General features: G+C 65.9%; 17 protein-coding genes and 3 tRNA genes. 9 read left to right on the top strand and 11 right to left on the bottom strand.

Annotated elements, in window-relative coordinates; genetic code table 11:
• Positions 1-106 precede the first annotated feature (106 nt).
• From ASF16_RS07650 to ASF16_RS07640, 3 genes are all read left to right on the top strand, one after another.
• Complete coding sequence (locus ASF16_RS07650; RefSeq protein ID WP_056164969.1) at positions 107-904, top strand: lectin; 798 nt, start codon at positions 107-109, stop codon at positions 902-904.
• A gap of 17 nt (positions 905-921) precedes the next feature.
• Entirely contained in the window at positions 922-1,497 is a 576-nt protein-coding gene (locus ASF16_RS07645) for an EF-hand domain-containing protein (RefSeq protein ID WP_235507288.1), read from the top strand.
• 238 nt (positions 1,498-1,735) lie between these two features.
• A complete protein-coding gene (locus ASF16_RS07640; protein ID WP_056164967.1) occupies positions 1,736-3,169 on the top strand; it encodes a TAXI family TRAP transporter solute-binding subunit in 1,434 nt (477 codons plus the stop codon).
• 64 nt (positions 3,170-3,233) lie between these two features.
• On the opposite strand, the gene ASF16_RS07635 is transcribed toward ASF16_RS07640, so the two are convergent.
• Positions 3,234-5,864: a DUF1631 family protein gene (locus ASF16_RS07635; RefSeq protein ID WP_056164965.1), complete on the bottom strand. Its 2,631-nt coding sequence runs from the start codon at positions 5,862-5,864 to the stop codon at positions 3,234-3,236.
• Positions 5,865-5,953: 89 nt separating this feature from the next.
• Entirely contained in the window at positions 5,954-7,615 is a 1,662-nt protein-coding gene (gene ettA / locus ASF16_RS07630) for an energy-dependent translational throttle protein EttA (RefSeq protein WP_056164963.1), read from the bottom strand.
• A gap of 320 nt (positions 7,616-7,935) precedes the next feature.
• On the opposite strand from ettA, the gene ASF16_RS07625 reads away from it, so the two are divergent.
• The 4 genes from ASF16_RS07625 (at position 7,936) to ASF16_RS07610 (ending at position 13,612) form a co-directional block, all read left to right on the top strand.
• A complete protein-coding gene (locus tag ASF16_RS07625; RefSeq protein ID WP_056164993.1) occupies positions 7,936-9,762 on the top strand; it encodes a DEAD/DEAH box helicase in 1,827 nt (608 codons plus the stop codon).
• 43 nt (positions 9,763-9,805) lie between these two features.
• Positions 9,806-10,369, top strand: coding sequence for a nucleoside-diphosphate sugar epimerase (locus ASF16_RS07620; RefSeq protein WP_369817122.1), 564 nt, complete (start codon positions 9,806-9,808; stop codon positions 10,367-10,369).
• Between the two features lie 56 nt (positions 10,370-10,425).
• Positions 10,426-11,595: an endonuclease/exonuclease/phosphatase family protein gene (locus ASF16_RS07615; protein ID WP_082516795.1), complete on the top strand. Its 1,170-nt coding sequence runs from the start codon at positions 10,426-10,428 to the stop codon at positions 11,593-11,595.
• Between the two features lie 130 nt (positions 11,596-11,725).
• A complete protein-coding gene (locus ASF16_RS07610) occupies positions 11,726-13,612 on the top strand; it encodes a M14 family metallopeptidase (RefSeq protein WP_056164960.1) in 1,887 nt (628 codons plus the stop codon).
• A 354-nt stretch (positions 13,613-13,966) separates the two neighbouring features.
• Here the strand turns inward: ASF16_RS07610 and ybaL are convergent, their stop codons facing one another.
• Positions 13,967-15,709: a YbaL family putative K(+) efflux transporter gene (gene ybaL, locus ASF16_RS07605; RefSeq protein ID WP_056164957.1), complete on the bottom strand. Its 1,743-nt coding sequence runs from the start codon at positions 15,707-15,709 to the stop codon at positions 13,967-13,969.
• 244 nt (positions 15,710-15,953) lie between these two features.
• Here ybaL and ASF16_RS07600 point away from each other — a divergent pair.
• A tRNA-Arg gene (locus ASF16_RS07600) sits at positions 15,954-16,030 on the top strand.
• Between the two features lie 326 nt (positions 16,031-16,356).
• On the opposite strand, the gene ASF16_RS07595 is transcribed toward ASF16_RS07600, so the two are convergent.
• The 6 genes from ASF16_RS07595 to uvrC all read right to left on the bottom strand — a co-directional run bounded on the left by ASF16_RS07595 (position 16,357) and on the right by uvrC (position 22,077).
• Positions 16,357-16,432 (bottom strand) — tRNA-His (locus ASF16_RS07595).
• Positions 16,433-16,481: 49 nt separating this feature from the next.
• Positions 16,482-18,410: a SurA N-terminal domain-containing protein gene (locus tag ASF16_RS07590; RefSeq protein WP_056164956.1), complete on the bottom strand. Its 1,929-nt coding sequence runs from the start codon at positions 18,408-18,410 to the stop codon at positions 16,482-16,484.
• A 61-nt stretch (positions 18,411-18,471) separates the two neighbouring features.
• Positions 18,472-18,547: transfer RNA gene (locus tag ASF16_RS07585), tRNA-Val, on the bottom strand.
• A gap of 15 nt (positions 18,548-18,562) precedes the next feature.
• Complete coding sequence (locus tag ASF16_RS07580) at positions 18,563-18,835, bottom strand: HU family DNA-binding protein (protein ID WP_056164954.1); 273 nt, start codon at positions 18,833-18,835, stop codon at positions 18,563-18,565.
• 565 nt (positions 18,836-19,400) lie between these two features.
• Positions 19,401-19,967 carry a CDP-diacylglycerol--glycerol-3-phosphate 3-phosphatidyltransferase gene (gene pgsA / locus ASF16_RS07575; protein WP_010460895.1) on the bottom strand — a complete coding sequence of 189 codons (567 nt, stop codon included), beginning with the start codon at positions 19,965-19,967 and terminating at the stop codon, positions 19,401-19,403.
• Positions 19,968-20,064: 97 nt separating this feature from the next.
• Positions 20,065-22,077: an excinuclease ABC subunit UvrC gene (uvrC, locus tag ASF16_RS07570; RefSeq protein WP_056164952.1), complete on the bottom strand. Its 2,013-nt coding sequence runs from the start codon at positions 22,075-22,077 to the stop codon at positions 20,065-20,067.
• A gap of 225 nt (positions 22,078-22,302) precedes the next feature.
• Here uvrC and ASF16_RS07565 point away from each other — a divergent pair, with 225 nt between their 5' ends.
• Complete coding sequence (locus tag ASF16_RS07565) at positions 22,303-23,124, top strand: NADPH-dependent oxidoreductase (protein ID WP_056164950.1); 822 nt, start codon at positions 22,303-22,305, stop codon at positions 23,122-23,124.
• A 152-nt stretch (positions 23,125-23,276) separates the two neighbouring features.
• Here ASF16_RS07565 and ASF16_RS07560 read toward each other — a convergent pair whose 3' ends face one another.
• Entirely contained in the window at positions 23,277-24,278 is a 1,002-nt protein-coding gene (locus tag ASF16_RS07560; RefSeq protein ID WP_056164949.1) for a tripartite tricarboxylate transporter substrate binding protein, read from the bottom strand.
• A gap of 206 nt (positions 24,279-24,484) precedes the next feature.
• Entirely contained in the window at positions 24,485-25,486 is a 1,002-nt protein-coding gene (locus ASF16_RS07555) for a tripartite tricarboxylate transporter substrate binding protein (RefSeq protein ID WP_056164947.1), read from the bottom strand.

The raw sequence follows: 25,486 nt of genomic DNA, 5'->3' as shown, positions 1-25,486 counted from the left end.
GCAGCACAATAGCCAGACCGAACCTCGGCCCGATGCGCCAGCACACAGGCCCTGCGCAACGCATCGTGATGGCCTCCCCCCACAGACTGCAAAGAAGGAGAACTCCATGAAAGACCCCGCTCTTCGGAAACACGCCTGGCTGCTGTGCCTGCCCTTGCTGGTGAATCCTCTGGGCGCTCAGGCCCAGGACCAGCTGGTGGATCTGCGCTCCAACGGCAGCTACACCTCCTACCGCCTTGCAGACGACACCACCCAGGTGGACCTGGTGGAGCAGACGCAGGGAGCGTGCCGCTTCAACCGCACCTGGGGCTACGACCTCACCAACCGCGAGCTGTGGACCAACGGCGGCTGCGGCGGGCGGTTCAAGGTCTCGCGCAGCTATGCGTCCGGCAACAGCAACGGCAGCGGCTCCAACGCCGGTGCCGCGGTTGCCGCGGTGGCTGCCATTGCGGGCATCGCCCTGTTGGCCAACCACAACCGGCACGACGACGACCGGCGCCCCGAGTACCCGGACCCTGGCTACGGCGGCCGCGGTGGCGAAATCCGCGTCGACGGGCGCCTGTGCCTGGACGTGCGGGGCGGCAAGTTCCAGCCCGGCACCTCGCTTCAGGTGTATGAATGCAACGGCACCGCGTCGCAGCGGTTTGCCGTGGGTCGCGGGGGTGAGATCCGCGTGCGCGATTTGTGCGTGGACGTGGACCGTGGCGACCCGCGCGATGGCGCACGGGTGGTGCTGTGGTCTTGCTCGGGCTCGCGCAGCCAGAGCTGGACATCGCGCGGCGGCCAGATCGTGAGCAACCTCAACGGCAAGTGCCTGGACGTCGAAGACGGCCGCGTGCGCCAGGAAGCGGCTGCCATGGTGTGGTCCTGCAACCGCAGCCCCAGCCAGCGCTGGTGGTGGTGAGCGAGGAGACAAACACCATGAAAAGCACCCAGACCATGACTTACTCTTCCCTCCGGGCGGTCCGCGCAGGCCGCGCAATTCAACTGAGCATCGGTGCTCTGGCGGTTGCGACAGCGTGGCTTGCCCTGTCCGGCGCAGCGCGTGCTGCAGACGCCCCGGTGTCGTCCCCTGCAGTGCCACAACGCACCGCCGCCGTAGCCCCAGGCCATGGGCATGGGCACGGCCACAAGGCGCCCGCCAAGCCGCGCGGGCAGCGGCTGCAGGCCATCTGCTCTGCAGCGGACCTGAACCACGACGGCAGCGTGTCGCTCGACGAGTTCCACCAGGACATCGTCCAGAGCTGGCACAGCCTGTCGCCCGACGCCACAGGCTATGTGCAGCTTGCAGATCTGGCCCAGGTGCCGGGCATGGGCAAGGGCCGTGTGAAGCGGCTGGCCGCCAGCGACAAGGACGGCGACGGCAAGCTGTCGTTCAAGGAAGTGGTCGAAACCCGCATGGCTTACTTCGAAGCGGCGGATACGAACCAGAACGACGAGTTGTCGATTGACGAGTGCGTGGCCTACGAGCGCCAGCGGCGCGGCAGCAAGCAGTAGGCGAACTCTGGGGCGGCACCGCCCCCCCTCCCCGCCTCCGCCCCTATCGCCTCTCGGGACTTGCGCGCAGCTCACGCCGAACTGGAGTGGCCCCGTGTTCTTCAAGGCACGGATAATCCCAGCAACCCGCCACACCTCGCGGCTCCGTAGCCCTGCCTGCGCCGCATGAGCCACCCGCAGCCAGGCTGGCAGCGAAACCGCCGCTCAGAGATCGCGCTCCAATCTCCATCTGACACCCATGCCCCAGGCTTTTCGAAATACCTTTCTGACCTTGCGCGATCTCATTGCTTCGGCAGGCCCGCTGGCCTTTCTGGCGATCGGGCTGCTGATACTGGCGTACTGGTGGCTCAACCCCAACCCGCCCAAGACCGTCACCCTGGCCACCGGCCCTGCGCAAAGCGCGTACGAGGAATTCGGCAAGCGCTACCAGAAGGCACTGGCGGCCGACGGCATCGAGGTCGTGCTGCTGCCCAGCGACGGTTCTTCGCACAACCTGCAGTTGCTGCGCGACGGCAAGGCGGACGTGGCGTTTGTGCAGGGCGGCACGGCCCAGTTGCTGCCCGACGATGCGGATCAACTCGTGTCCCTGGGCAGTTTGTTCGTGGAGCCGGTCTGGCTGTTCTACCGCGCCGATGCCGCTGAGCGCGCCTACAACACGCCCCGTCTCGACAGCCTGCGCCAGTTGCGCGGTTGGCGGGTGAATGTGGGCTCTGAAGGGAGTGGCGTGCCCAAGCTGATGGAGACGCTGCTGGAAGCGAACAAGGTGGAGCCCGGCACCGTGAGGATGTCGCGGCTGGAGCAGACGCCGGCTACCGTGGATTTTTTGGCTGGCAAGCTGGATGCGCTGGTGTTCGCCTCGGCCCCTGAATCGCTGATGGTGCAGATGCTGCTACAGACGCCCGGCGTCCAGTTGCTCGATTTTGCGCAGCACGAGGCGTATGCCCGGCGCTTTCCGTTTCTGACACCCGTGACGCTGCCGCGCGGTGTGGTCGACCTGGCCTCCAACGTGCCTACGCGGGACGTGCGCCTAGTGGCGTCCACCACGTCTTTGCTGGCGCGGGATGGCACGCACCCGGCGCTGCTCACGCTCTTTGCGCAAAACGCGCAAAAGCTGCACGGCGGCTCGGGCTGGTTCAACCGCGCGCGGGAGTTTCCCAACTCTCGCGCGAGCGAGCTGCCCATCGCCAAGGAAGGCGACCGCGCGATGAACGAGCCGGTCCCGATGCTGCAGCGCTACCTGCCGTTCTGGATTGCCAACCTGATCGATCGCATGTGGCTGGTGATGGGTATCTTGCTGGCCGTGATGCTGCCGCTGTCGCGCGTGGTTCCGCCGCTGTACCAGTTCCGGGTGCGCTCGCGGGTGTTCCGGTGGTACGGACGGCTGCGTGAGATTGAAAACGACATGGAAACCGGACGGACGGACCCTGCGGACCTGCTCACGGCCCTGGATGCGCTGGAGACACAGGCGGAGAAGGTGAGCGTGCCTCTGTCCTATGCCGACGAGCTGTACGCGCTGCGCAGCAACATCCACCTCATCCGCAAGAAATTGCTGCGTCTGCAGGCCGGTGGCAGTGCGGCCCAGGCGCCGACGCCTGACGCTACCCCAGGGGCGGCCAATGCTGCGTTGGCGGCAGGGACAGCCGCGGCGTCATCACCCACACAATCCCGCTGAAGAAGCAGCGCCAGCGCTGCATGCAAGCCCGGCAGGGCTGGACCGCTCTGCCGGAACGGCAGTCTCAGCGCCCTTTGCTGGCCGACTTGCCGCCGCTCGACAGGGGCGCGGCCTTGGACAGGGGCGCTGACTTGGACAGCGGGGCCAATTTGGAACTGGAGGCTGAGCGGCTGGACGACGAACGCCGTGAATCGCCCCCCAGATCCGCCAAGCCGGTGTCGACGCTGCGATTGCCGGCGGGCCTGGCTGCCGGGGCCGGTATCACCCGCAGCGCGCCCTCGGACGCCAGCTTGTCCCGCATGCGCCGCGTCATCGACTGTGTGCTGGCGTCTGGCGCTGTGAACAAAAACAGCGTGCCGTGCGGGCTCGACCAGGTGAGCTGGGTACGCACCAAGCGACCGTTGGTCACCAGCTCGACCCAGGCACCGATCACGAAATCAGCGTATGGGTCGGGCAGTGCTTCTGCGGGCGCCTGGGCGCTGTCCTGCGGCTCCCCGGCCACTTCAGGTGCAGGGGCTGGCTCCTGCTGCAAAGCATCCTGCACGGCAGGCTCGGCCACAGGCTCTGGTTCAGGCTTGGCAACGGCCGCCGGGGGGGCCTTTTCGAAAGCCTCCTGGTGCAGCCCGACCAGCCGCTGCAGCAAAGCACTGGTCTGCACCGCGGGGTAGCCGATGGTTTTCAGGCCCTTGCGCAGCTTGGCCAGCAGACCGGGAATGGAATCGTTGAGGCGGTCGGGGTCCTGGCGGGTGAGGTCCGGTTGCGAGCTCCACAGCAACACAGGCACCAGGGCAAGATAGCCGCCCGGGTCGTCGTCTGGCGAATCGGCGGGCTTGAGCACCTGGGCCAGGGCCACCACATCGGCCCACGGCCCGGCAGCAAAATCGACGATGTCAGCGGGAACAGAGGCCACATCGGCCAGCTTGCGGATGTCGGCAGCGATCTTTTCGGCCAGCATCTCGCGTTGCTCCGCATGCAGCAGCGCCTTTTGCTGTGCCTCCTGATGGGCCTTGAGTTTCTTTTCCTGGGTGTCCCAGGCCGACTGCAGGGCCTTGAGCACGGTATCGAATGGCCCCGCATCCTTGATCTCTGAACTGGACAGATGATCGACCGCGCCTTTGACCAGCCGCATGAAGCTGCTGAAGCCGGGCGCCGTTTCGCCGGTGAAGGCCAGACTGCGCTGGGTCAGCTCGTCGAGCAGACGGCGCGCCGGGTGGTTGCTTTCCGTGAAGAAACGGGCATCGTGCTGCACCAGTTGCTTGAGCGCGGGCTCCAGCGTCTGCACGGCCTTTTGCACCGGCGGGAGCAGCCGCGCATCCTGCGCGATGTTGAACATCATGCGCCCCACCACCTCGGTCGCAACGGCGGTGGACTGCGCGACCCCATCCATGGGCATGGTGGCGTACACCACCGGCGCCACGCCGGGCGGCAACCGCCAGCCGGACAGCGGCACCGACAACGAACCCGGCTGGCTCATGCTGCCGCTGCCGGAGGCACCGCCTGCCAGACGGCCGACCAGCCGCTCCAGCTGGGCCATGTCTTCCATCGCCTCTGCTGCCGCGCCGGCAGGGTAGTACGCCCCGCCTGCACCCGCTGCACCCACAGCGCCAACAGGACCGGCAGGAACGCCAGCGCCAGGGTACGAGCCGTTGACAGGCACAGCCGCAGCTTGCACTGGCACGCCCCCTGCAGGCATGGCGCCATAGGACCGCGGATCGAAGGGGTCACCGCCCGCCAGCATCTGCCGCAGGATGCCCACCGTCAGCAAGGCTTCTTCGGCAGAAGGCATCATGCCGCCCTGCTGCGAATCGCCGCTCCATCCGGTATTCGGCCCCATGCCGCTGCGCCCGTAGCCACCATTGGCCGGATCACCCATGGGGCCGTTCATCGAAGGGCCGTAACCCGAGTAGCCGCTGCCATACCCAGTGCCTGGGCCGCCATAGCCGGTCCCTGCACCGGAGCCCATGCCGTTGCCGTAACCCGTACCGGCGTACCCCGACCCGCCACCGCCTACAGGTCCGCCCCGTCCACTGCTTCCAGGGGTGCCGAGCACGGCATATCCGACGGGCTGCACGCCATGCTCACGCAGGCTGGCTGCGGTGCGGCGGTATTCTTCGACCAGAAGTTTGCCCAGCAGGTCGCGCATGTGCTGCATCCACAGCTGGCGCACCTCCGGCGACACGGTGGTATCACCCACCACCTGCTGCAGGGCGCGAATGTAGCTTTCGGGCCGCAACGGGTTGCGCTCCGGCTGAACGCTGCGCAGGCCCTGCGCAGAGCTCACCAGGGTATTGAGTTCGGCCAGCACGGCATCTGTGGCGTGCAGGGCCGATTGCTGTGCTTTGGACAGCTCGACCTGCGCCTGCATCTCGTTCTCGTCCATGAGCGAGAGCTCGCCGAAGTCCATGCCGGTGTCTTCGGCCGTGCTGCGGCCCTTGGCGATGGACGGGCCTTCGGCAAAAGTCTCCAGCAGCGCCATGGGATACCCCTTGACCATGGCGGCTTCGTGCTGGTTCAGCAAGCGCAGGCTGTCACTGACGAGGTTGCGCTGCTGAATGTTGCGGACGCTCGATTCTTCCTCGGTCAAGGCGCTTTGCGTCACCTTCACCAACTGCTGCATCAACGCTTCGCCCCCGCGCACGGCGTTGACGACGCAGGCACGGAAGACGGTTCTCGACTGAGAAGCAGGCTGGGACATGGTGGGGAAGAATCGGGCGAGAGGTTTCCAGATGCAATCCTACTTGACCTGAAAGCTTATTTCAGGTCTTCGAACCAGCTCCTGACGGCTTATTTCAGGGCTTTGTAGCGCATGCGCTTGGGTTTGGCGCCTTCTTCGCCCAGTCGCTTCTTCTTGTCGGCCTCGTACTCCTGGTAATTGCCGTCAAAGAACGTCCACTGGCTGTCACCTTCGGCCGCGAGGATGTGGGTGGCGATCCGGTCGAGGAACCAGCGATCGTGGCTGATAACCAACATGGTGCCCGCAAATTCCAGCAGCGCATCTTCCAGCGCCCGCAGGGTTTCCACGTCCAAGTCGTTCGACGGCTCATCGAGCATGAGCACGTTGCCGCCAGCGATCAGGGTCTTGGCCAGGTGCAGACGGCCGCGTTCACCGCCGGACAGCATGCCCACCTTCTTTTGCTGGTCGCTGCCGTTGAAGTTGAAGCGGCCGCAATAGGCGCGGCTGGCCATCTGGAACTTGCCCACGTTGAGGATGTCCAGGCCGCCCGAGACGTCTTCCCAGACCGTCTTGTCGTTGGCCAGGTCGTCACGGTGTTGGTCCACGAAGGCCATCTTGACGGTGGAGCCGATGACGACTTCGCCCGAATCGGGCTTTTCCTTGCCGGCGATCAGCTTGAACAGCGTGGACTTGCCGGCGCCGTTGGGGCCGATGATGCCGACGATGGCGCCCGCAGGGATGTTGAAGCTCAGGTTGTCGATCAGCACCCGGTCGCCGAAGGACTTGGTGACGTTCTTGAACTCGATCACCTGGCTGCCGAGGCGGTCGGCCACGGGGATGAAGATTTCGTTGGTTTCGTTGCGCTTTTGGTATTCGAAGTCGCTCAGTTCTTCAAAACGGGCCAGACGGGCCTTGCTCTTGGCCTGGCGGGCCTTGGGGTTCTGGCGCGACCATTCCAATTCCTTCTTCAGGGCCTTGGCGCGGGCTTCTTCACCCTTTTGCTCGGCCTCCAGGCGGGCGCCCTTCTGGGTCAGCCAGTCGGAGTAGTTGCCCTTGTACGGAATGCCGGAGCCACGGTCCAGTTCCAGAATCCATTCGGCGGCGTTGTCCAGGAAGTAGCGATCGTGGGTGATGGCCACCACGGTGCCGGAATAGCGCTGCAGGAATTGCTCGAGCCAGTCGACCGATTCGGCGTCCAAGTGGTTGGTAGGCTCGTCGAGCAGCAGCATGTCGGGCTTGGACAGCAGCAGGCGGCACAGCGCCACACGGCGCTTTTCACCACCGGACAGCACGCCGATGTTGGCGTCCCACGGGGGCAGGCGCAGCGCGTCGGCTGCAATCTCCAGCTGGTGCTCGGAGTCGGTACCGGCCGTGGCGATGATGGCTTCGAGCTCGGCCTGCTCGGCCGCCAGCGCGTCAAAGTCAGCGTCTTCTTCGCCATAGGCGGTGTAGACCTCTTCCAGGCGCGCCTTGGCGGAGTACACCTTGCCCATGGCGGCTTCCACGCTTTCGCGCACCGTCTGGGTCGGGTCGAGTTGGGGCTCCTGGGGCAGGTAGCCGATGTTCAGGCCCGCCATGGGAATGGCTTCGCCTTCGATTTCCTTGTCCAGCCCCGCCATGATCTTGAGCAGCGTGGACTTGCCGGAGCCGTTGGTCCCGAGCACGCCGATCTTGGCGCCCGGGAAGAAGCTCAGGGAGATGTCTTTCAGGATTTGCCGCTTGGGCGGCACGATCTTGCCGACGCGGTTCATGGAGAAAACATACTGCGCCATTACATGATCCTCCGCGAGCAAACCGAGTGGGCGCCGCCGAAGGCGGGCAGTTGTGTCGACAAAACGTATTGGGCCATTGAGTGTCTAACCTGCAAAAGTGAGCAGAAATTCTGCGTGCAAACCGAGATTATCAGGCCATGCGACAATACGCCTCGTGACGGGCTCCAGTTGCCCGACGCATCAGCACGCTGCTGGGGACGAAGGAAGCACCCAAACTTCCGGGCTCCCACTCATGAACCTCATCGGCTTGAGACTGGCTCGGCAACCTCCGGTTGCACGACAGGCCGATACCAGCGCCCCGGATGGGCGCATTCAACGACATGACATTTGACGAATTGAACCTGGCTCCTGCCATCCTGAAGGCCGTGCACGAAACGGGCTACGAGACCCCCACGCCCATTCAGGCCCAGGCCATCCCCGCCGTGCTCGCAGGCCACGACCTGCTGGCCGGCGCGCAGACAGGCACCGGCAAGACCGCCGCGTTCACCCTGCCGCTGCTGCACCGCCTCTCGCAAGGCGCTGCCCCCAAGAACAAGTTCGGCGGCAAGGGCATCCGCGCCCTGGTGCTGACGCCCACCCGCGAGCTCGCCGCCCAGGTGGAAGAGTCCGTGCGCGAATACGGCAAGTACCTCGACATCAACTCCACCGTGGTCTTCGGCGGCGTGGGCATGAACCCGCAGATCGACCGCATCAAGCGCGGCGTGGACATCCTGGTGGCCACCCCCGGCCGCCTGCTGGACCTGCAGCAGCAGGGCTTCCTGGACCTGTCGACCGTGCAGGTGCTGGTGCTCGACGAAGCCGACCGCATGCTGGACATGGGCTTCATCCACGACGTGAAGAAAGTGCTGGCCCTGGTGCCCCGCGAAAAGCAGAGCCTGCTGTTCTCGGCCACCTTCAGCGACGAAATCCGCGACTTGGCCAACACACTGCTCAAGAACCCCCAGAGCATTCAGGTCACGCCCAGCAACACCACGGTGCAGCGCATCACCCAGGTGATCCACCCCGTGGGCCGCGGCAAGAAGAAGCAAGTGCTGCTGCACATCATCCAGCAGCACAACTGGAGCCAGGTGCTGGTGTTCACCCGCACCAAGTTCGGCGCCAACAACGTGGCCGAGTTCCTGACCAAGAACGGCGTGAACGCCATGGCGCTGCACGGCAACAAGAGCCAGAGCGCCCGTACGCAAGCCCTGGCCGGCTTCAAGAGCGGTGACATCCGCGCCCTGGTGGCCACAGACATCGCTGCCCGCGGCATCGACATCGACGAGCTGCCGCACGTCGTGAACTACGAAATCCCGAACGTCTCGGAAGACTACGTCCACCGCATCGGCCGTACGGGCCGCGCCGGCAACAGCGGCGAAGCCGTCAGCCTGGTCTGCATGGACGAAGAAGGCTTCATGATGGACATCGAGCGCTTTACCAAGCAGCAGATTCCCGTGCAGGTCATCGAAGGCTTCGGCCCCGACGCTGGCGAAAAAGCCGAGCCCATCGCCATGGGCCGCCAGACCATCTGGGGCGGCGCAGGCAAGCCCCCGAGCCGTGACGTGATGCAGGCTGCCGCCAAGGCCGCCCGCAGCGAAATGATGGAACGCATCCGCACCAACAAGGCCGGCCAGGGTGCCGGCGGTGGCGGTGGTGGTGGCGGCGGCGAGCGTGGCCCCCGCCCTGCGGGTGGCGGCAACGGTGGCGGCCGTGGTGGCCGCGCTGGCGGCGGTGCCAGTGCTGGCGCTGGTGGCGGCGGCGGTGGCAACGGCCCGCGTGGCGGCCGTGCCGGTGGCGGTGGCGGCGGAGCACGCGCCGGCGGCCAGGCACCTGCACGCGGTCGCTCCGGCGGCGGCGGTGGTGGCGGCTATGGTGGTGGTGGCGCCCCCCGCTACGACGACTCGCAGCCCCCGCGTCCAGACGCACACCTCGGTACGCATTCGGGCCACAGCAATCCGGGCAACCGCGCGTCCGGCCATGGCGCTGGCGCCGGCGGCCAGCCCGACCCGATGCGCACCAGCGTAGACAGCATGGGCGGCCGCCGCGGCGGTGGTTATCGTGGTGGTAATGGCGGAGGAGGCGGCTATGGCGGAGGCGCGGGTGGCGGTGGTGGCCGGGGCAACGGGCCTCGTGGGCCAGGCGGTCCTCGCGGCTCTTTTAACCGCTGATACATCCCCTTCAGGAAACGCGGCAGCACCCGGTGCGGTGCATGTGCTGCACGCCCAAGGCCGGCGCGCTCCCGCGCTGAGCCATCCACGGCTGCACCTGCACGCCGTGGACTTTGCGGCACTGCCCGCGCTGCCGCCGGTGGATGATGTCTACATCACCCTGGGCACCACCATGGCTGTGGCGGGCAGCCAAAGTGCTTTTCGGGCGGTCGACTACGACGCCGTGCTGGCCACAGCACGTGCAGCGCGCGCAGCTGGCGCCACACGCTGTGGCGTGGTCACGGCCATGGGCGCCGATCCTCACTCTCGCATCTTCTACAACCGCGTCAAAGGCGAGGTCGAACGCGACCTGCAACGGTTGGGTTTCGAGACCCTGGTGATTGCACGCCCTTCGCTGCTCATCGGTGAGCGCCATGCGCTGCAGCAGGCGCCACGCCGTGCAGAGTCGCTGTCCCTGACGCTATTTCGCTGGCTCGACCCCATCGTGCCTACCAACTACCGCGCCCGCCCGGGTGCGGATGTAGCCCGCGCACTCGTGCATGCCGTACAGTCACTCCCTGCCGGGTTGCATGTGCTGTCTGGTCGCGCGTTGCAACCCATGGGCTGAGCGGCTTCGGACGGCCAGGGGTGCAAGCGGCATTCGCTTCACCACCCCGCCATTCCATGCGCCCCACCGACACTCCCGTACCCCTGGCCACCCTGATGGTGGCCACCTGCAACACGCTGAACCTGGCCAACCCCGGGCGTGTGTTCTATGACAACCAGGACCCCTACACCCAGGCCGAATTCGACCGCAAGCTCACCTGGCTGGGCGATCGTTTTCGCACGCTCAATGCCGATGTGCTGGCGGTGCAGGAGGTGTGGGACGACGCGGCATTGAAGGGGGCCCTGGCCCGCAGTGGGCTGCGCTATGACTTTGTGGCCGTACCCGGCGCCGAGAACCAGGGGGCACAAGGCGGTGCACACGGAACACCCCGCGTGGGCATTGCCACGCGGCTGAAGGTGGACGCCTTGCAGTCGTTCGCAGAGTTCCCACCAGGCTTCGAGGTCGAGGTGCCGGGCCTGGGCCGGCATTCGCGCTTCGAGCGCCCTCCCCTGGTCGTGACCTTGCACATGAAGCACGGGCAGACACTCAACGTGCTGACCGCCCACCTCAAGTCGAAGCGGCCCAAGTTCCTGCAGGATGGGCAAGGCCATGCGCTGGAAGACCGCAGCGACCCCAAGGTGATGGCACTGGCGTCGCTGCGCTCGCTCATGATGCGGGGCGCCGAAGCCATGGCGCTGCGCTGCCTGGTGATCGACCTGCTGCACCGCACCAGCGTGCCACTGGTGGTGATGGGCGACTTCAACGACACGCCCGACAGCGTGACCACCCAGCTGATCTGCGCCACCAACGAAATCGCCTATGACCGCGGAGCGCGGGACGTGGCACTGTTCAACGCGTACGAACTGCAGGGAGACGCCGCGCTCAAGAAAGACGTGGCGTACTCTCACATTCACCAGGGATCGCCCAGCGTGCTGGACCAAATCCTGGTGAGCGAAGAGTTTTTGCACAATGGCCGCAACAGCATCGGCGACGTGCGCAGAGTGGACTATTTCAATGACCACCTGCACGAGGGGCGTGACCGCTCACGGTCCGACCATGGCTTTGTGCGCGCGCTGCTGCGGCTGAGGATGCAGGCAGACACCCGGCAGGAACCGGCAGCTGCTGCAGCGCAGGCGCCCGTGCCGCCGTATTCGGCTGGACTCCAGACACCGGGTGCGACAGCCGCCTCGGGGATGCCCGGGCATATCGCTCCTCAACCCCACCCGCACGCAGTGACAAAACCGTAGCGTCCAGCCCGGCCCGACGTGTCAACGACAGGTTTGCAACGGGATGTACGCTGACACCGGCTCCCGCAGGCGCGCAGGTAACATCGCCGTAACAAAGCCGCCCTGCGGCCCCTCACTGGCAGAAAACACCATGACCATGCATACCTTCTTCCGGCGCACGTCGCGCGGCTCGGAGCCCCAGCCTTTCTCCGCGCTATTGCCGCAGACTCCCTGGAAGGTCTCTGCCGCGCTGGCAGCCGTGCTGCTGAGCGCCTGCTCCAGCACGCCGCTCCCGCCATGGCCGTCGTCCGGCCCCACAGCGCGCACCACGGCACCCGCACCACTGCCCACCCGCGCCCAGAAGGGCACGGTGGTACCTGCTCCTCTGGGCCAGCCACCTGCGCGCTTGCCAGCACCGGCCCCGCGCGAAGGCGCTGTCGCCAGCCCGCTGCCCCCATCCGCCCCGCTGGTGGTGCAGAACGAAGGGCCGATGGCGCCGCCCTATTCCGCGGCCGTGGCTGCACGGTTCCCGGACCCCGCCGTGGCGTATGCCACCCCGGGGCTTGGTGCGGACCGACGGTCTTTCACCACGAACGCTGAACTGGGCCAGTGGCTCCAGTCGCTGGACGATCCGGCCCAGCGCGGCGCCACCCGCACCCGGCTGCTCAATCTGGGCATGTCCCAGCGCGGCGAGCCCATCCTTGGCCTGCTGGCCACCCGCGCAGCCGGCACCGACCCCATGCAGCTGGACAACAGCGGTCGCCCCACGGTCGTTCTGATCGGCCAGCAGCACGGCGACGAACCGGCAGGGACCGAAGCGTTGCTCGTCATCAGCCGTGAACTGACCCAGGGGCTGCTCGAGCCCCTGCTCGACCGCATCAACGTGGTGATCATCCCCCGCGCCAACCCCGACGGAGCCGCGGCTGGCACGCGCGTCACCGCCAATGGCGTCGACATGAACCGCGACCACCTGCTGCTGAACACCCCCGAGGCACGCGCCCTGGCGCGGGTGGTGAATGAGTACCGCCCCATCCTGGTGGTGGACGCGCACGAATACACCGTGGCAGGCCGTTACCTGCAGAAGTTCAACGCCATCCAGCGCTACGACGCGCTGCTGCAGTACACCACCACGGCCAACTATCCAGAGTTTTTGACCAAAGCCTCGCAGGAGTGGTACCACCAGCCCATGGTCGCGGCCCTGAAGGCCCAGGGATTGGCGAGCGACTGGTACTACACCACCTCCAACAACCCCGACGACAAGAGCATCTCGATGGGCGGCACGCAGCCTGACACGGGCCGCAATGTGAATGGCCTGAAGAACACGGTGAGCCTTCTGATCGAAACGCGCGGCGTGGGCATCGGCCGCATGCACATCCAGCGCAGGGTTCATTCGCAAGTCACCGCCATCACGAGCGCGCTGCGCAGCACGGCCGAGCGCGCCAACAACTTGGAGCAGGTGCGCTCTTTCGTGGCGCGCGACATCAGCGCGCAGGCCTGCCGCGACCAGGTCGTGGTGGAGGCTGCCGCCACACCTACCCAGCGCGAACTGGAGTTCCTCGACCCCGAAACCGGCGCCACGCGGCCGATTCGTGTCGAGTGGAACTCGTCCCTCACGCTGCGCCCTACCAAGACCCGCGCCCGGCCGTGCGGCTACTGGCTGTCGGCCAGCTCCACAGCTGCCGTCGAACGCCTGAAGCTGCTGGGCCTGCAGGTCATGCGCGTGGCCGAGCCCGGCTCCGCACTGGCTGATACTTACCGCGAAACCTCGCGGGAGTCTGGCGACCGTCAGGACGTGATCGGCACCATCGCCGGAGGCACCGGCATCGTCCGTGTGCAGGTAGCCCCCATGCGCAGCGCCATCGACGTGCCTGCCGGCAGCTACTACATTCCTCTGAACCAGCCGCGCGCCAATCTGGCAGTGGCAGCGCTGGAGCCCGACACGCAAAACAGCTATTTTGCGAATCGCCTGATCGACGAGTTGGGACAGACGGCGCGCATCATGAGCAATCCGTCGCTGGTGTTTGAAGAGACGGACTGAGGAGCGGACCGCGCTGCAGATGCGCGCTGTGAATTCAGCAGGCTTGGCGCAAGATTGCTATGCCGAAGCATCTGCCGATCTGTGCGGCAGTCCGCCAGCGAGCTTTGCGCGCTGCCTGCACCGCTTCACATGACACCCTGCTGGAGCGCCCTTCCAGCGCCTCAGCCTGCCCTGGGCAAGTGCTTCAGGTCCATGATGGACAGGCAGCACAAGCTGTTGTGGGTTCAGACGGGAAACAGTGTGCGCGCCAGTGCTCAGCAGGCCCGCTGAGGAAGCGCAAACCGAATTACTATTAATTCAATAGCAACGAAATACCGCCCATCCAGCGGTAGCACGGTATTTCGGCAATTTCAATCAAATGCGACTGTGCAGCGCGGCAGGCGCTGTCGCTCGGGCACGGCGCGTCTCGGTGCGCTCCACAACGTAGCGCGACATGGCCTGGGCCAGCGCCTCGTCCGCCAGAAACACCGCGCTGTCGCACTCCTGCGTGAGCCTGCGTGCCTCGTCGCTGCTGTGGCTGCGCACGACGGTTTCGATGTGCGGGTTCAGCATGCGTGCGGTGCCGATGATCTGCCTCACGTTCAAGGTGTCGGGTGTAGCAATCACCAGCATTGCCGCGCGGGCGATGTGCGCCTGGATCAGCACAGCCGGGTCCACCGCATCGCCAAACACAGCCGCCACGCCGGACTCGCGCAGCGACTCCACCAGTTCGCGGTTCTGCTCGGCCACCACGAACGGAATGTCGTTGGCCGCCAGGGCGGCGGCCACGCGGCGCCCTACCCGGCCGTAGCCGACCAACACGACCTGCCGCGCGAGGTAGCGCGAATCGGTGGTCATGGGCAACTCGGCCAGCGGGTCGTCCCGCTGCTCCAGCCGCCGCGCCAACGCGGAGCGGGCACGCAACCAGTCCTGCAGCGGGGCAATGGCGCGAAAGAGCATCGGGTTCAGGGCCATCGATATCAACGCACCGGCCAGCACCAGGCTGGCACCCTCCACCGGCAAGAGCCCCAGCGACGAACCCAGCGCCACCAGGATGAAAGAGAACTCGCCGATCTGCGCCAGGCTGGCAGACACCGTCAGCGCAGTATTGAGCGGGTAGCGGAACGCCAGCACCAGGGCCGCGGCCGCCAGCGTCTTGCCCAGCATGATGATGGCCACCACGGCAAGCACCTGCACGGGCCTGTCCCACAGGACAGATGGGTTGAACAGCATACCCACGGAGACGAAGAACAGCACGGCGAAAGCGTCGCGCAGCGGCAATGACTCCTCCGCGGCGCGGTGGCTGAACTCCGACTCGCGCATCACCATGCCCGCAAAGAAAGCACCCAGCGCAAACGAGACGCCGAACAGCGCAGCAGACCCGAACGCAATGCTGACCGCAGCCGCCACCACGCACAGCGTGAACAGCTCGCGCGACCCTGTGCGCGCCACCTGCCACAACACCCACGGGAACAGCCGCCGCCCCACCAGCAGCATCAGCGCCACAAAGCCGCCAACCTGCAGCAAGGTCCATCCCAGCGTCTTCCACAGCGCTGCGCCGTCCACAGCCTGGCCCTGGGCACCGTGGCCCCCCAAAGAGCCAGCCAACGGCGGCAGGAGCACCAGCACCAACACCATGGCCAGGTCTTCGACCACCAGCCAGCCCACCGCGATGCGCCCGGTATGGCTGTCGAGAATTCCCAGCGTCTCCAGCGCGCGCAGCAGCACCACCGTGCTGGCCACCGACAGCGCCAGGCCAAACACCAGCGCACCGCCCCAGCTCCAGCCCCACCACACGGCCAGCGCCATGCCGAGCGCGGTGGCCACCATCATCTGCACCACCGCCCCGGGCACCGCGATACGGCGCACCGCCAGCAGGTCGCCGAAAGAGAAATGCAGGCCCACGCCGAACATCAGCAGCATCACGCCGATTTCGGCCAACTGGCTGGCCATGGCCATGTCGGCCACAAAACCGGGTGTATACGGGCCGATCACCACCCCAGCCAGCAAGTAACCCACCAGCGCAGGCAGCTTGAGCCGCGCCGCCACGAATCCCAACGCCAGCGCCAGTCCAAGCGCAGCGGCAATGGTGCTGATGAGATTGACGCTGTGTGGCATGGGCTGAGTTGAAGTGGGAAGCAAACAGAGACAACAGGCGCACGGTGCGAGCGCCACTCCGTTATACCCGCATCCGCCATCCCCTTGCCATGACAACCCCGCAAATGCCGCCCGATGACGACAACAAGCCCAGCCGCCGCAGGTATGATCCAGGGTTCGCGCAGCGGCGTGCGGCAATGACGGTTTCAATTCATTGCCCGTACCGTGCCCAGCGCTTCGGCCCCCGCGGCCGACATCCATCCATCTGCCCGTAGCTCAACCGGATAGAGCAATTGCCTTCTAAGCAATAGGTCGGGGGTTCGAGTCCCTCCGGGCAGGCCAATCATTGGCCCCTCATCCCTTCTTCGTCGCCTCGCCAATGGGCGTGATTGCGGCTTGCCGCCGCAAGCAGCGCTCAAGTGCGGCGCTGTACAGGTCTGTGTGGCTGCTGAAGTTTTTCGACTCGAAGCCCAGGGGCATTGGCACTCGCGCTGTGGCTAGGACGTGGGTGTTTGCAAAACACGCCATCCTTGACTGGATTTGCTGACGCCTGCGCGGGCCGAAACGATCAGCGCGAACTTCGTGAAAAGATCAAGGCCATATTCCCACGGTGGGAATAAAAGACAAAAGCCGCTGCAACCTTGAAAGTTGCAGCGGCTTTGCTGATTTGGGGTGGCTGATGGGGCTCGAACCCACGACAACAGGAATCACAATCCTGGACTCTACCAACTGAGCTACAGCCACCGAAGCTTCGTATTATAGCCCGAGATTTTCACGTCTCGGGCCCAACTATTCAATTTTCTGCAGTTGCCTGCGCGGTGGTTTCCGGACGCGGTGCCTTGATCTGGACCTTGAAGCGCTGCTTGAGCAGTTCGTAGTACGCAAGGCCTTCGGCCGTGGTCCACCACTGCACATACTGCTGGCGCTCTTGCTGGGCGCGCTGCGCGTCCGGTGCCTGGCGTGGCACCACACGGTTCACCTTGACCACCACATAGCCTTCGGTGCCCAAGTCGACACCGGCCCAGCCTGGCAGGCTGTCCGACGGCGCGCGCAGGGCGGCGTCGATCACCTGGCGCGACTGACCCTGGGGCTGCTCGCGCGAGATCTCCACGGCCGCAGGCAGGCCGGTGGCAGCTGCGGGGTTGGCCTTCCAGGCGGCCAGCTTGGCCTCGCCTTCCTTGCGGGCTTGCTCGGCAGCGCGCTGCGCGATGAACAGCGACTTCACGCGTGCGCGCACTTCGTCGAGCGGCAAGGTGCGGGCAGGGGTGTAATTGGTGATGCGGCCTGCGGCCATCTGGCTCGTGCCGACTTCGACCGCCTCAGTGTTGCGCTTGTTCTGCACCGAGTCGTTGGAGAACAGGGCTTCCAGGAACTTGCTGTTGGCCAGCGGGCCCTTGGCGCCAGGCGTGGGCGTGCGTGTCACGCCGGTGGCGGTCTGCACCTTGAGCTTGAGCTTGTCGGCCACGGGCTGCAGGCTGTCGGCCTGTTCATACACACCGTTGGCAAACGACTCCGCGACTTCCGCGAACTTGGCTTGCGCCTGCTGCTGCTTGAGCTCGGCCTCCATCGAAGGACGCAGTTCTTCGAAGGTGGGCTGGCGAGGCGTTTTGATGTCGGTCAGCTGGATGATGTGGTAGCCGAAGTCCGACTCGACCACATCGCTGATCTCGCCCTTCTTGAGCGCAAACGCTGCGTCTTCGAACGGCTTGACCATCGCATTGCGACCGAAGAAGTTCAGATCGCCGCCAGCGACGGCAGAACCCTTGTCGTCGGACGATTTCTTGGCCACTTCGGCAAAGCTCGACGGCGTCTTGCGCACCTGGGCCAGCAGTTCTTCTGCGCGGGCCTTGGCTTTTTCGCGGTCGGCTGCCGGGGCATCCTTGGATGCGTTGATGAGGATGTGGCTGGCGCGGCGCTCTTCCTTGCCCGACAGGCGCGTGAGATTTTCCTTGTAGTACGTGCGCAGGTCGTCTTCGCTCAGCGAGATGCCGGCACGCACGCTGTCCAGGTCGAGCACCACATATTCGACAGCGGCCTGCTCGGTTTGCTGGAACTGCGCGGTGTGGGCCTTGTAGTAGGCCTCCAGGTCCGCGTCTGCAGGCTCTGCCTTGGATGCGAAGTCCGTAGCCTTGAAGCGCAGGATCTGCACTTCGCGCCGCTCGTACAACGGGTCCAGCGCCAGCTTGATCTGAGCATCGGTACCAAAGGCCGAACCCATCACGCCGCCCATGACCTGGTTGACCGACAGGTCGCGGCGCACGTTGGCTTCGAAACCTTCGGGCGTGAGGCCCTGGCTTCCGACCAGCGCGCGGTAGGCCTCGGCGTCGAGCGTGCCGTCAGCGCGCTTGAGGCCGGCGATGGCAGGGATCTCCTGCAGGCTGCGGGCCAGACGTGCATCGCTGGTCACAAGGTGCATGTCTTTGGCTGCTGCAGCCAGCACGCGGTCGCGCACCAGGCGCTCCAGCGTGGAATAGCGGGACTGCGGCGAGTCCAGCAGCTTGGGATCGACCGTGGGAGACTGAGCGCGGATGCGGTCGGTTTCCATGCGATGAGCATTGTCCCAATCGGTTTGGTTGATCTTGTGGCCATCGACGCGGGCAACCACCGGGCTCTTTTCAGAGAAGTAGTTGCTGTCGATACCTACCAGCACAAACGATGGAATGATCAGCAAGAACAATAAGATCATGACGATCTTGGAGTGCTTGCGGATGGATTCAAACATGGTCGATCTTTCAGAAGACAAAAAACAAAAGGCGAACTTGCGTTCGCCTTTGTTCGGTGGGTGGTGGGTCCTGACGGTCTCGAACCGCCGACCTACTCCGTGTAAAGGAGCCGCTCTACCAACTGAGCTAAGGACCCCGCCTAAACTGATCCTCAGTTCAAGGCATCTTTCAATGCCTTGCCAGGACGGAACTTTGGAACTTTAGCAGCTTTGATTTTAATCGTATCGCCCGTACGGGGATTGCGACCGGTACGAGCGGCCCGCTTGCCAACTGCGAAAGTGCCGAAACCGACGAGCGAAACAGTGCCGCCCTTCTTCAGGGTCTTCTTGACGGCCTCGATCGTGGATTCCAGGGCACGCGCGGCAGCGGCCTTGGAGATGTCGGCGTTGGTAGCGATGTGCTCAATCAGTTCGGTTTTGTTCACAAGAAGCCTCTCGGGAAAGAGTTGATGGAATGTCTCGCGGATATCTGGTCTTCACACGTCCCAAAGCGCAGCCTGAAGGAGACTGGTTGAAAGCAGACGGGGGAATGACTGGCATACACAGCAGTGGCTGCTGCATCAGATTAAAGCCATCGAGTTTCCGGGTGTCAATACAACACGCTGTTTTGCGGCAGCGTAGCGATGAATTCTAGTCGTATTTCGTGCTGCGACTGGGCGTGCGGACCGTTTTGTCTCATACATGCCGTATGGGCAGCATTCCGTATTGACACCCCTCTTGCGGCAAGGCACGCGGGCGCAAAAGGGCTTGAAATCCAGCGTAGAAAGGCGTTTGTGGTGCACGTGGAGCGCGTATCGGGCGCCGCAGCACCATCCAGGGCAGACGTTCGCACCACGGCAGTGCGCAGCAGACCATGCCGCCGCATCGATCACCGGCACCATCCGCCAACATGCCTTTTCGAACAGCATGGCAGCAGCCCCAAAAACCGCTGCATGACTGAACTCAAAACAGCAGCACCCGGCCCAGCAGGCGCAGGCAGGCCCGACAGAGCTACTTCACGCGGGCCCGGATCTCGGGCAGTGCCTTTTGCAGGTAATACACCATCGACCACACCGTGAGCACGGCAGAGGCCCAGATCAGCCAGGTGCCCCACACCCCGGTGTCGATCACGCCGAACAGCCGGGCGTCGTACAGCAGGAAGGGGATGGCCACCATCTGCACGGTGGTCTTGACCTTGCCGATCATGTGCACCGCCACGCTCTTGCTCGCGCCGATCTGCGCCATCCACTCGCGCAGGGCCGAGATGGCGATCTCGCGGCCGATGATGATCAAGGCCACGAACACATCGGCGCGCTGCAGGTGCACCAGCACCAGCAGCGATGCGCACACCAGGAACTTGTCGGCCACCGGGTCCAGGAAGGCGCCGAAGGACGAGGTCTGGTTGAGCTTGCGTGCCAGGTAGCCGTCGAGCCAGTCGGTGGCCGCGAACACCACGAACATCACCGTGGCGATGAGGTTGCGGGTGGCAGGATCCAGCGGCGCATAGAACACCCCCACGATCAAAGGTATCGCGACAATGCGCGTCCAGGTCATCAGCGTGGGGATCGTCCAGAACATGGCGGCGATTGTGTCACGGCCCGGGGTGGCCCCACGCGCCGCATTGCATGCACGCACCGCCTTTGCGGCGAATGTGATCGTGCAGCAACGCTCCGGCTCAGCGCAGCGCCCGGTAGATCTCTTCCGCGAGCTCGCGCGAAATGCCGTCCACCGTGACCAGGTCTTCGACGCTGGCCGAGGCCACGCCGCGCACACCGCCAAAGCGCTGCAGCAGCCGTGCACGCTTCTTGGGGCCCACGCCGGCAATCTCCTCCAGCTGCCCGCCGCCCACCCGCACCTTGGCGCGCGCGGCGCGCATGCCGGTGATGGCAAACCGGTGGGCCTCATCGCGAATCTGCGCCACCAGCATGAGGGCCGCTGAGTCCTTGCCCAGGTAGACCTTCTCGCGGCCGTCGGCAAACACCAGTTCTTCCAGGCCGACCTTGCGGCCCTCGCCTTTCTCGACGCCGACGATGCGCGCGAGGTCGAGCCCCAGGGCCGTGAAGACCTCCCGCGCCACGCCCACCTGGCCCTTGCCGCCGTCGATCAGCACCAGGTCGGGCAGGCGCGCCACGCCCTTGGGCTTGACGGCACCTTCGGCGGACTCAGTGTCGGGCGGCGGGGCGGCCGCAAAGTCGATGCCCCCGGCTTCGCGTGCGGCCTCCACCACCTTGCTGTAGCGGCGCGTGAGCACCTGGCGCATGGCGGCGTAGTCGTCGCCGCCGGTGATGCCTTCGATCTTGTAGCGGCGGTACTCGCTGCTTTGCATCTTGTGGTGGTGGAACACCACGCACGATGCCTGCGTAGATTCGCCCGCCGTGTGCGAGATGTCGAAGCATTCGATGGTGAGCTGGTCCAGGTCCTCGGGCGGCAGGTCCAGCGCCTCGACCAGCGCGCGGGTGCGGGCCTGCTGCGAGCCCTCTTCGGCCAGAAGGCGGGCCAGCTGCAGGCTGGCGTTCTTTTGCGCCATGTCCAGCCAGGCCCGGCGCTGCTCGCGCGGCTGGTGCACCGCCGTCACGCGCAGGCCCGACTGCACGGTGAGCGCTTCCATCAACGCCTTGTCCACGGGCTCGCTCGTCACCAGCAGCGGCGGCACCGGCACACCGATGTAGTGCTGGGCGATGAAGGCTTCCAGCACCTGCACCTCCACAGGCCGCGCGGGGGCTGCCACGGCGTGGTCAGGGTTGTCGTCGTCCGCCTCCTCCGCAAAGATGGCCGCCGCGTCTTCCACATGCACCGGAAAGTACGGCCGGTCGCCCAGGTGGCGCCCGCCGCGCACCATGGCCAGGTTGACGCAGGCGCGGCCGCCTTGCACCCGCACCGCCAGGATGTCCACGTCCTTGTCGTCCGCGATCTCGATGGACTGCTGGTGCAGCACGCGCGACAGGGCCTGGATCTGGTTGCGCACCTCGGCGGCCTGCTCGAACTCGAGCTTGCCGGAGTGCGCCATCATGCGAGTCTCCATGGCCTGCAGCACCTCCTGCGTCTCGCCGCGCAGCAGTGCCTCGGCATGCTGCACATCGGCGGCATAGGCCTCGGGCGAGATCAGGTCTACGCAGGGGCCCGTGCAGCGCTTGATCTGGTACAGCAGGCAGGGCCGCGTGCGGTTGGCAAACACCGTGTCCTCGCAGGTGCGCAGCCTGAAGACTTTCTGCAGCAGCTGGATGGTTTCCTTCACCGCCCAGGCGCTGGGGTATGGCCCGAAGTAGCGGTGCTTCTTGTCGACCGAGCCGCGGTAGTACGCCATGCGTGGAAACACCTGCCCCGGCGCCTCGCCGCGCGCAGCACCGCCGGCCACGCCGGTGATCTTGAGATACGGATAGCTCTTGTCGTCCCTGAACAGGATGTTGAACTTGGGGTTCAACGTCTTGATGAGGTTGTTTTCGAGCAGCAGCGCCTCGGCCTCGGAGCGCACCACCGTGGTCTCCATGCGCGTGATCTTGCTGACCATGTGGCCGATGCGCGTGCCGCCATGGTTCTTGGTGAAGTAGCTCGACACGCGGCGCTTGAGGTGCCGCGCCTTGCCCACATACAGCAGCGCGCCCTGGGCGTCGAAATAGCGGTAGACACCGGGCAGCGCGGGCAGCGCAGCCACCTGCGCCAACAGTTCTTCGGAATGCACATCAGACATGGGCCGTATTGTGGCGGCTCTGCGGCGGCCCTTGCACTACCCCGGTCCACCCGCTCCCGACTTGATCCGGTCGATGCATGCCCGTGCAATGGGCGCAGCATATGAGGCCAGGGCATGCCGATATGCGGTAAGCGCGCAAACGAACGCAGTCACGCTGGCTACAGTGGGCCAGGGCCGTACCTCCCCCGTACGACCACCCGCCCCACCCCACATCCGAAAACGCCCATGTCCCTTGCCGCCCCACTCCTGCAGGCCCGCTACGGCGCCCACGCCAACGCCCTAAACGTGCCCGACAGCCCCGTGCTGGAGCACCTGCTGTCGCACCGGTCGGTGCGCCACTTCCTGCCCGACGCGTTGCCCGAACACACCATCACCACGCTGGTGGCCGCAGCGCAGTCGGCCGCCAGTTCATCCAACCTGCAGACCTGGAGCGTGGTGGCGGTGCAATCCCAAGCCAGCCGCGACAGGCTGGCCGACCTCGCAGGCCACCAGGCGCACATCCGCACGGCGCCGCTGCTATTGGTGTGGCTGGCCGACCTGTCGCGCATTGCCCGCATCGCGCAGTACAAGGGCGCCCAGGCCGACGGCCTGCCGTACCTGGACACCTACCTCATGGCCGTGATCGACGCCGCCCTGGCTGCGCAGAACGCCGTGGTGGCCGCCGAAGCGCTGGGCCTGGGCACCGTGTACATCGGCGCGCTGCGCAACCAGCCCGAGGCAGTGGCCGAGGTGGTGGGCACGCCCGAAGGCGTGTTCCCGGTGTTCGGCCTGGTGGTGGGCCACCCGGACCCTGCCCGGCCCGCCGCGATCAAGCCCCGCCTGCCGCAGGCCGCCGTGCTGCACCGCGAGCGCTACACCGCACCCGGCAATCTGATTGAAGAGATCGGCGACTACGACGCGCAACTGCGCAGCTTCCAAACCCGCGAAGGCCTGCCGCCGGCGGACTGGAGCGACGTGGTGCTGGAGCGCCTGCGCGACGCCCAGGCGCTCAAGGGCCGCCACCGGCTGGTCGAGGCGCTGCACGGGGCGGGGTTTCCGCTGCGCTGAGCCCCCGCAGCGGCTGCCGATGACCGATTGCTATACTAAATATAGCTGCTAGCGCTTATCCAGCAAGCGGTAGAGCCTGTTTTTACTTCAATGGACTGCAATGATTCTAACTGTTATGGCTATTCAGCTGTTCCAGCACTGCAACCATCCTGCTACTCCGCCTCGATCTTCGACGTCTTGACCACGCTGGCCCAGCCCGTCAGGTCGGCCTTGACCTTGTCGCCCAGCTGCTGCGGGCTCTGGTAGTCCGCCGTGGCGCCCTGCTCCTGCGCCTTTTGCTTGAACGCGGCGCTCTGCACCACGGTGCGGATGTCGGCGGTGAGCTTGTCGACCACGGGCTTGGGCACGGCAGCAGGCACGAACACCGCAAACCAGGAGGTCGCGTCCACCTTGGGGTAACCGGCTTCGGCGGTGGTGGGCACATCGGGCAGGCTGGGCAGGCGCTCCTTGCCGGTGACGGCCAGCACCCGCAGCTTGCCGCTGGCGATGTGGGGCATGAAGGGCGGCGCGGTGCCGAAGGTCAGGTCCACCTGGCCGCCCAGCAGGTCCTGCAGCGCGGGGCCGGTGCCCTTGTAGGGCACGTGGACCATCTTGATGCTGCCCTGCTGCTCCAGCATGGCACCGGTCACGTGCTGCAGCGAGCCATTGCCCGACGACGCGTAGTTGAGCTTGCCCGGGTTGGCCTTGGCATAAGCCACCAGTTCGGCCAGTGTCTTCACCGGCAGGTCGTTGCGCACCACGATGATCTGCGGGGCCGAGATCACGTTGGCCACCGGCTGGAAGTCGCCCTGCTCCCACTGCTTTTGCTTGGTCAGGTGGGGCGAGATCACGTGGTAGCCCGAGTACTGCATCAGCAGCGTGTAGCCATCGGCCTCGGCGCGCTTGACGGCCGCCGCCGCAATGCTGCCGTTGCCGCCGCCCTTGTTGTCCACCACCACGGACTGGCCCAGCACCGGCGTGAGCGCCTGGGCGAGCATGCGGGCCGACAGGTCGGTGGTGCCACCGGCTGCGGTGGGCACGACCATGTTGACGGGCTTGCTGGGGTAGGCCCCCTGGGCCCAGGCAGAAGAGGATGCACCGAGCGCCAAGATGGCCAGGGTGGTGGCGCCCAGGGCGGCCCGTGCCGTGAAAGGCCTGCGAGAGAAGGTGGTCATAAAGGTGTTGTCTCCGTTGTTGTGACTGTCAAGAAATGGTGTCGCTGACGGGGGCCCACGATCGAGTCGGCGCCTATCAACTGCAACCGTTCACGCCGGGCTTGTCGAAGCGCCGCGCAGGGCTTCGACCAGTTCAACCCGAACGGTGGGTTCGAGTTCAAAGATGCCGACGCAACATGCGCGCGTGCCGGCCGGCGTGCGGGGTTTCAATCCACCGTGGCGCCGGTCTCCTTCACCACGCGCTGCCAGCGGACCAGATCGTCGCGCACCAGCGCGCCGAGCTGGGCCGGCGTGCCCTTGAAGGGCTCGCAGCCCACGGCGGCGAGCTTGTCGACCACGTCCTTGTGATCCAGAGCCTTGGCCACCTCGGCCTGCAACTGCGCCACCACGGGCGCGGGTGTGCCGGCCGGGGCGAACATCGCGTACCAGGGCGCCTGGCCGAAGCCCTTCAGGGTCTCGCCGATGGTGGGCGCGTCGGGCAAAGCCGCCACGCGCTTTTCATTGACCACGCCCAGCACCTTGAGCTTGCCGGCCTTGATGAACGCAATGGCCGACGGCAGGCTTTGCACCGACAGCGGCACCTGCCCGCCCACCACATCGGTCGCTGCCGCGGCCGAGCCCTTGTAGGGGATGTGCTGCAGCTGGATGCCCGCGGCCTTTTGCAGCATCTCGCCGATCAGGTGGTTGAGCGTGCCGTTGCCCGCCGACGCGATCGAATACTTGCCGGGGCTGGCCTTGGCCAGCGTGATCAGCTCGGCCACGTTCTTGGCCGGGAAGGATGGGTGTGCCACCAGCACGTAGCCGGCGGTGGCGATGGGCGCCACGGGCTCGAAGTCCTTGACCGCATCGAAGCCCGCGTTCTTGTACAGCGCGGGGCCGATGACGTGGGCGCTGTCGGCAGTGACCAGCAGCGTGTAGCCGTCGTGCTTGGCACGCGCCAGGCCCGCGGTGGCCAGCGTGCCGCCTGCGCCGGGGCGGTTGTCCACCACCACGCTCTGGCCCATCTGCTCGGACAGGCGCTGGGCCAGCACGCGGGCGATGGCGTCGTTGGCACCGCCCGCGGCCTGGGGCACGACCAGGGTGATGGGTTTGGATGGGAACTTGTCTTGTGCGTGCGCGCCAAGCGGCGCGCCGCACGCCATGGCGCCCACGAGCGCGCCCAGCAGCAGGGCGGCGTGTCGGCGGTGGAGGGTGATGGTCTGGGGCAT

This window comes from Acidovorax sp. Leaf78 (assembly GCF_001422735.1).
Taxonomy (GTDB): Bacteria; Pseudomonadota; Gammaproteobacteria; order Burkholderiales; family Burkholderiaceae_C; genus Acidovorax.
This window is presented reverse-complemented; position numbering and strand designations above follow the sequence as displayed.

Bases quoted from the DNA above. Each gene is read 5' to 3' on its own strand.
- ASF16_RS07565 (WP_056164950.1), top strand. From the start codon at position 22,303: ATGTCCCTTGCCGCCCCACTCCTGCAGGCCCGCTACGGCGCCCACGCC.
- ettA (WP_056164963.1), bottom strand. From the start codon at position 7,615: ATGGCGCAGTATGTTTTCTCCATGAACCGCGTCGGCAAGATCGTGCCG.
- uvrC (WP_056164952.1), bottom strand. From the start codon at position 22,077: ATGTCTGATGTGCATTCCGAAGAACTGTTGGCGCAGGTGGCTGCGCTG.
- ASF16_RS07610 (WP_056164960.1), top strand. From the start codon at position 11,726: ATGACCATGCATACCTTCTTCCGGCGCACGTCGCGCGGCTCGGAGCCC.
- ASF16_RS07650 (WP_056164969.1), top strand. From the start codon at position 107: ATGAAAGACCCCGCTCTTCGGAAACACGCCTGGCTGCTGTGCCTGCCC.
- ASF16_RS07635 (WP_056164965.1), bottom strand. From the start codon at position 5,864: ATGTCCCAGCCTGCTTCTCAGTCGAGAACCGTCTTCCGTGCCTGCGTC.
- ASF16_RS07625 (WP_056164993.1), top strand. From the start codon at position 7,936: ATGACATTTGACGAATTGAACCTGGCTCCTGCCATCCTGAAGGCCGTG.
- ASF16_RS07555 (WP_056164947.1), bottom strand. From the start codon at position 25,486: ATGCCCCAGACCATCACCCTCCACCGCCGACACGCCGCCCTGCTGCTG.
- ASF16_RS07640 (WP_056164967.1), top strand. From the start codon at position 1,736: ATGCCCCAGGCTTTTCGAAATACCTTTCTGACCTTGCGCGATCTCATT.
- ybaL (WP_056164957.1), bottom strand. From the start codon at position 15,709: ATGCCACACAGCGTCAATCTCATCAGCACCATTGCCGCTGCGCTTGGA.
- ASF16_RS07560 (WP_056164949.1), bottom strand. From the start codon at position 24,278: ATGACCACCTTCTCTCGCAGGCCTTTCACGGCACGGGCCGCCCTGGGC.
- ASF16_RS07615 (WP_082516795.1), top strand. From the start codon at position 10,426: ATGCGCCCCACCGACACTCCCGTACCCCTGGCCACCCTGATGGTGGCC.
- ASF16_RS07645 (WP_235507288.1), top strand. From the start codon at position 922: ATGAAAAGCACCCAGACCATGACTTACTCTTCCCTCCGGGCGGTCCGC.
- pgsA (WP_010460895.1), bottom strand. From the start codon at position 19,967: ATGTTCTGGACGATCCCCACGCTGATGACCTGGACGCGCATTGTCGCG.
- ASF16_RS07590 (WP_056164956.1), bottom strand. From the start codon at position 18,410: ATGTTTGAATCCATCCGCAAGCACTCCAAGATCGTCATGATCTTATTG.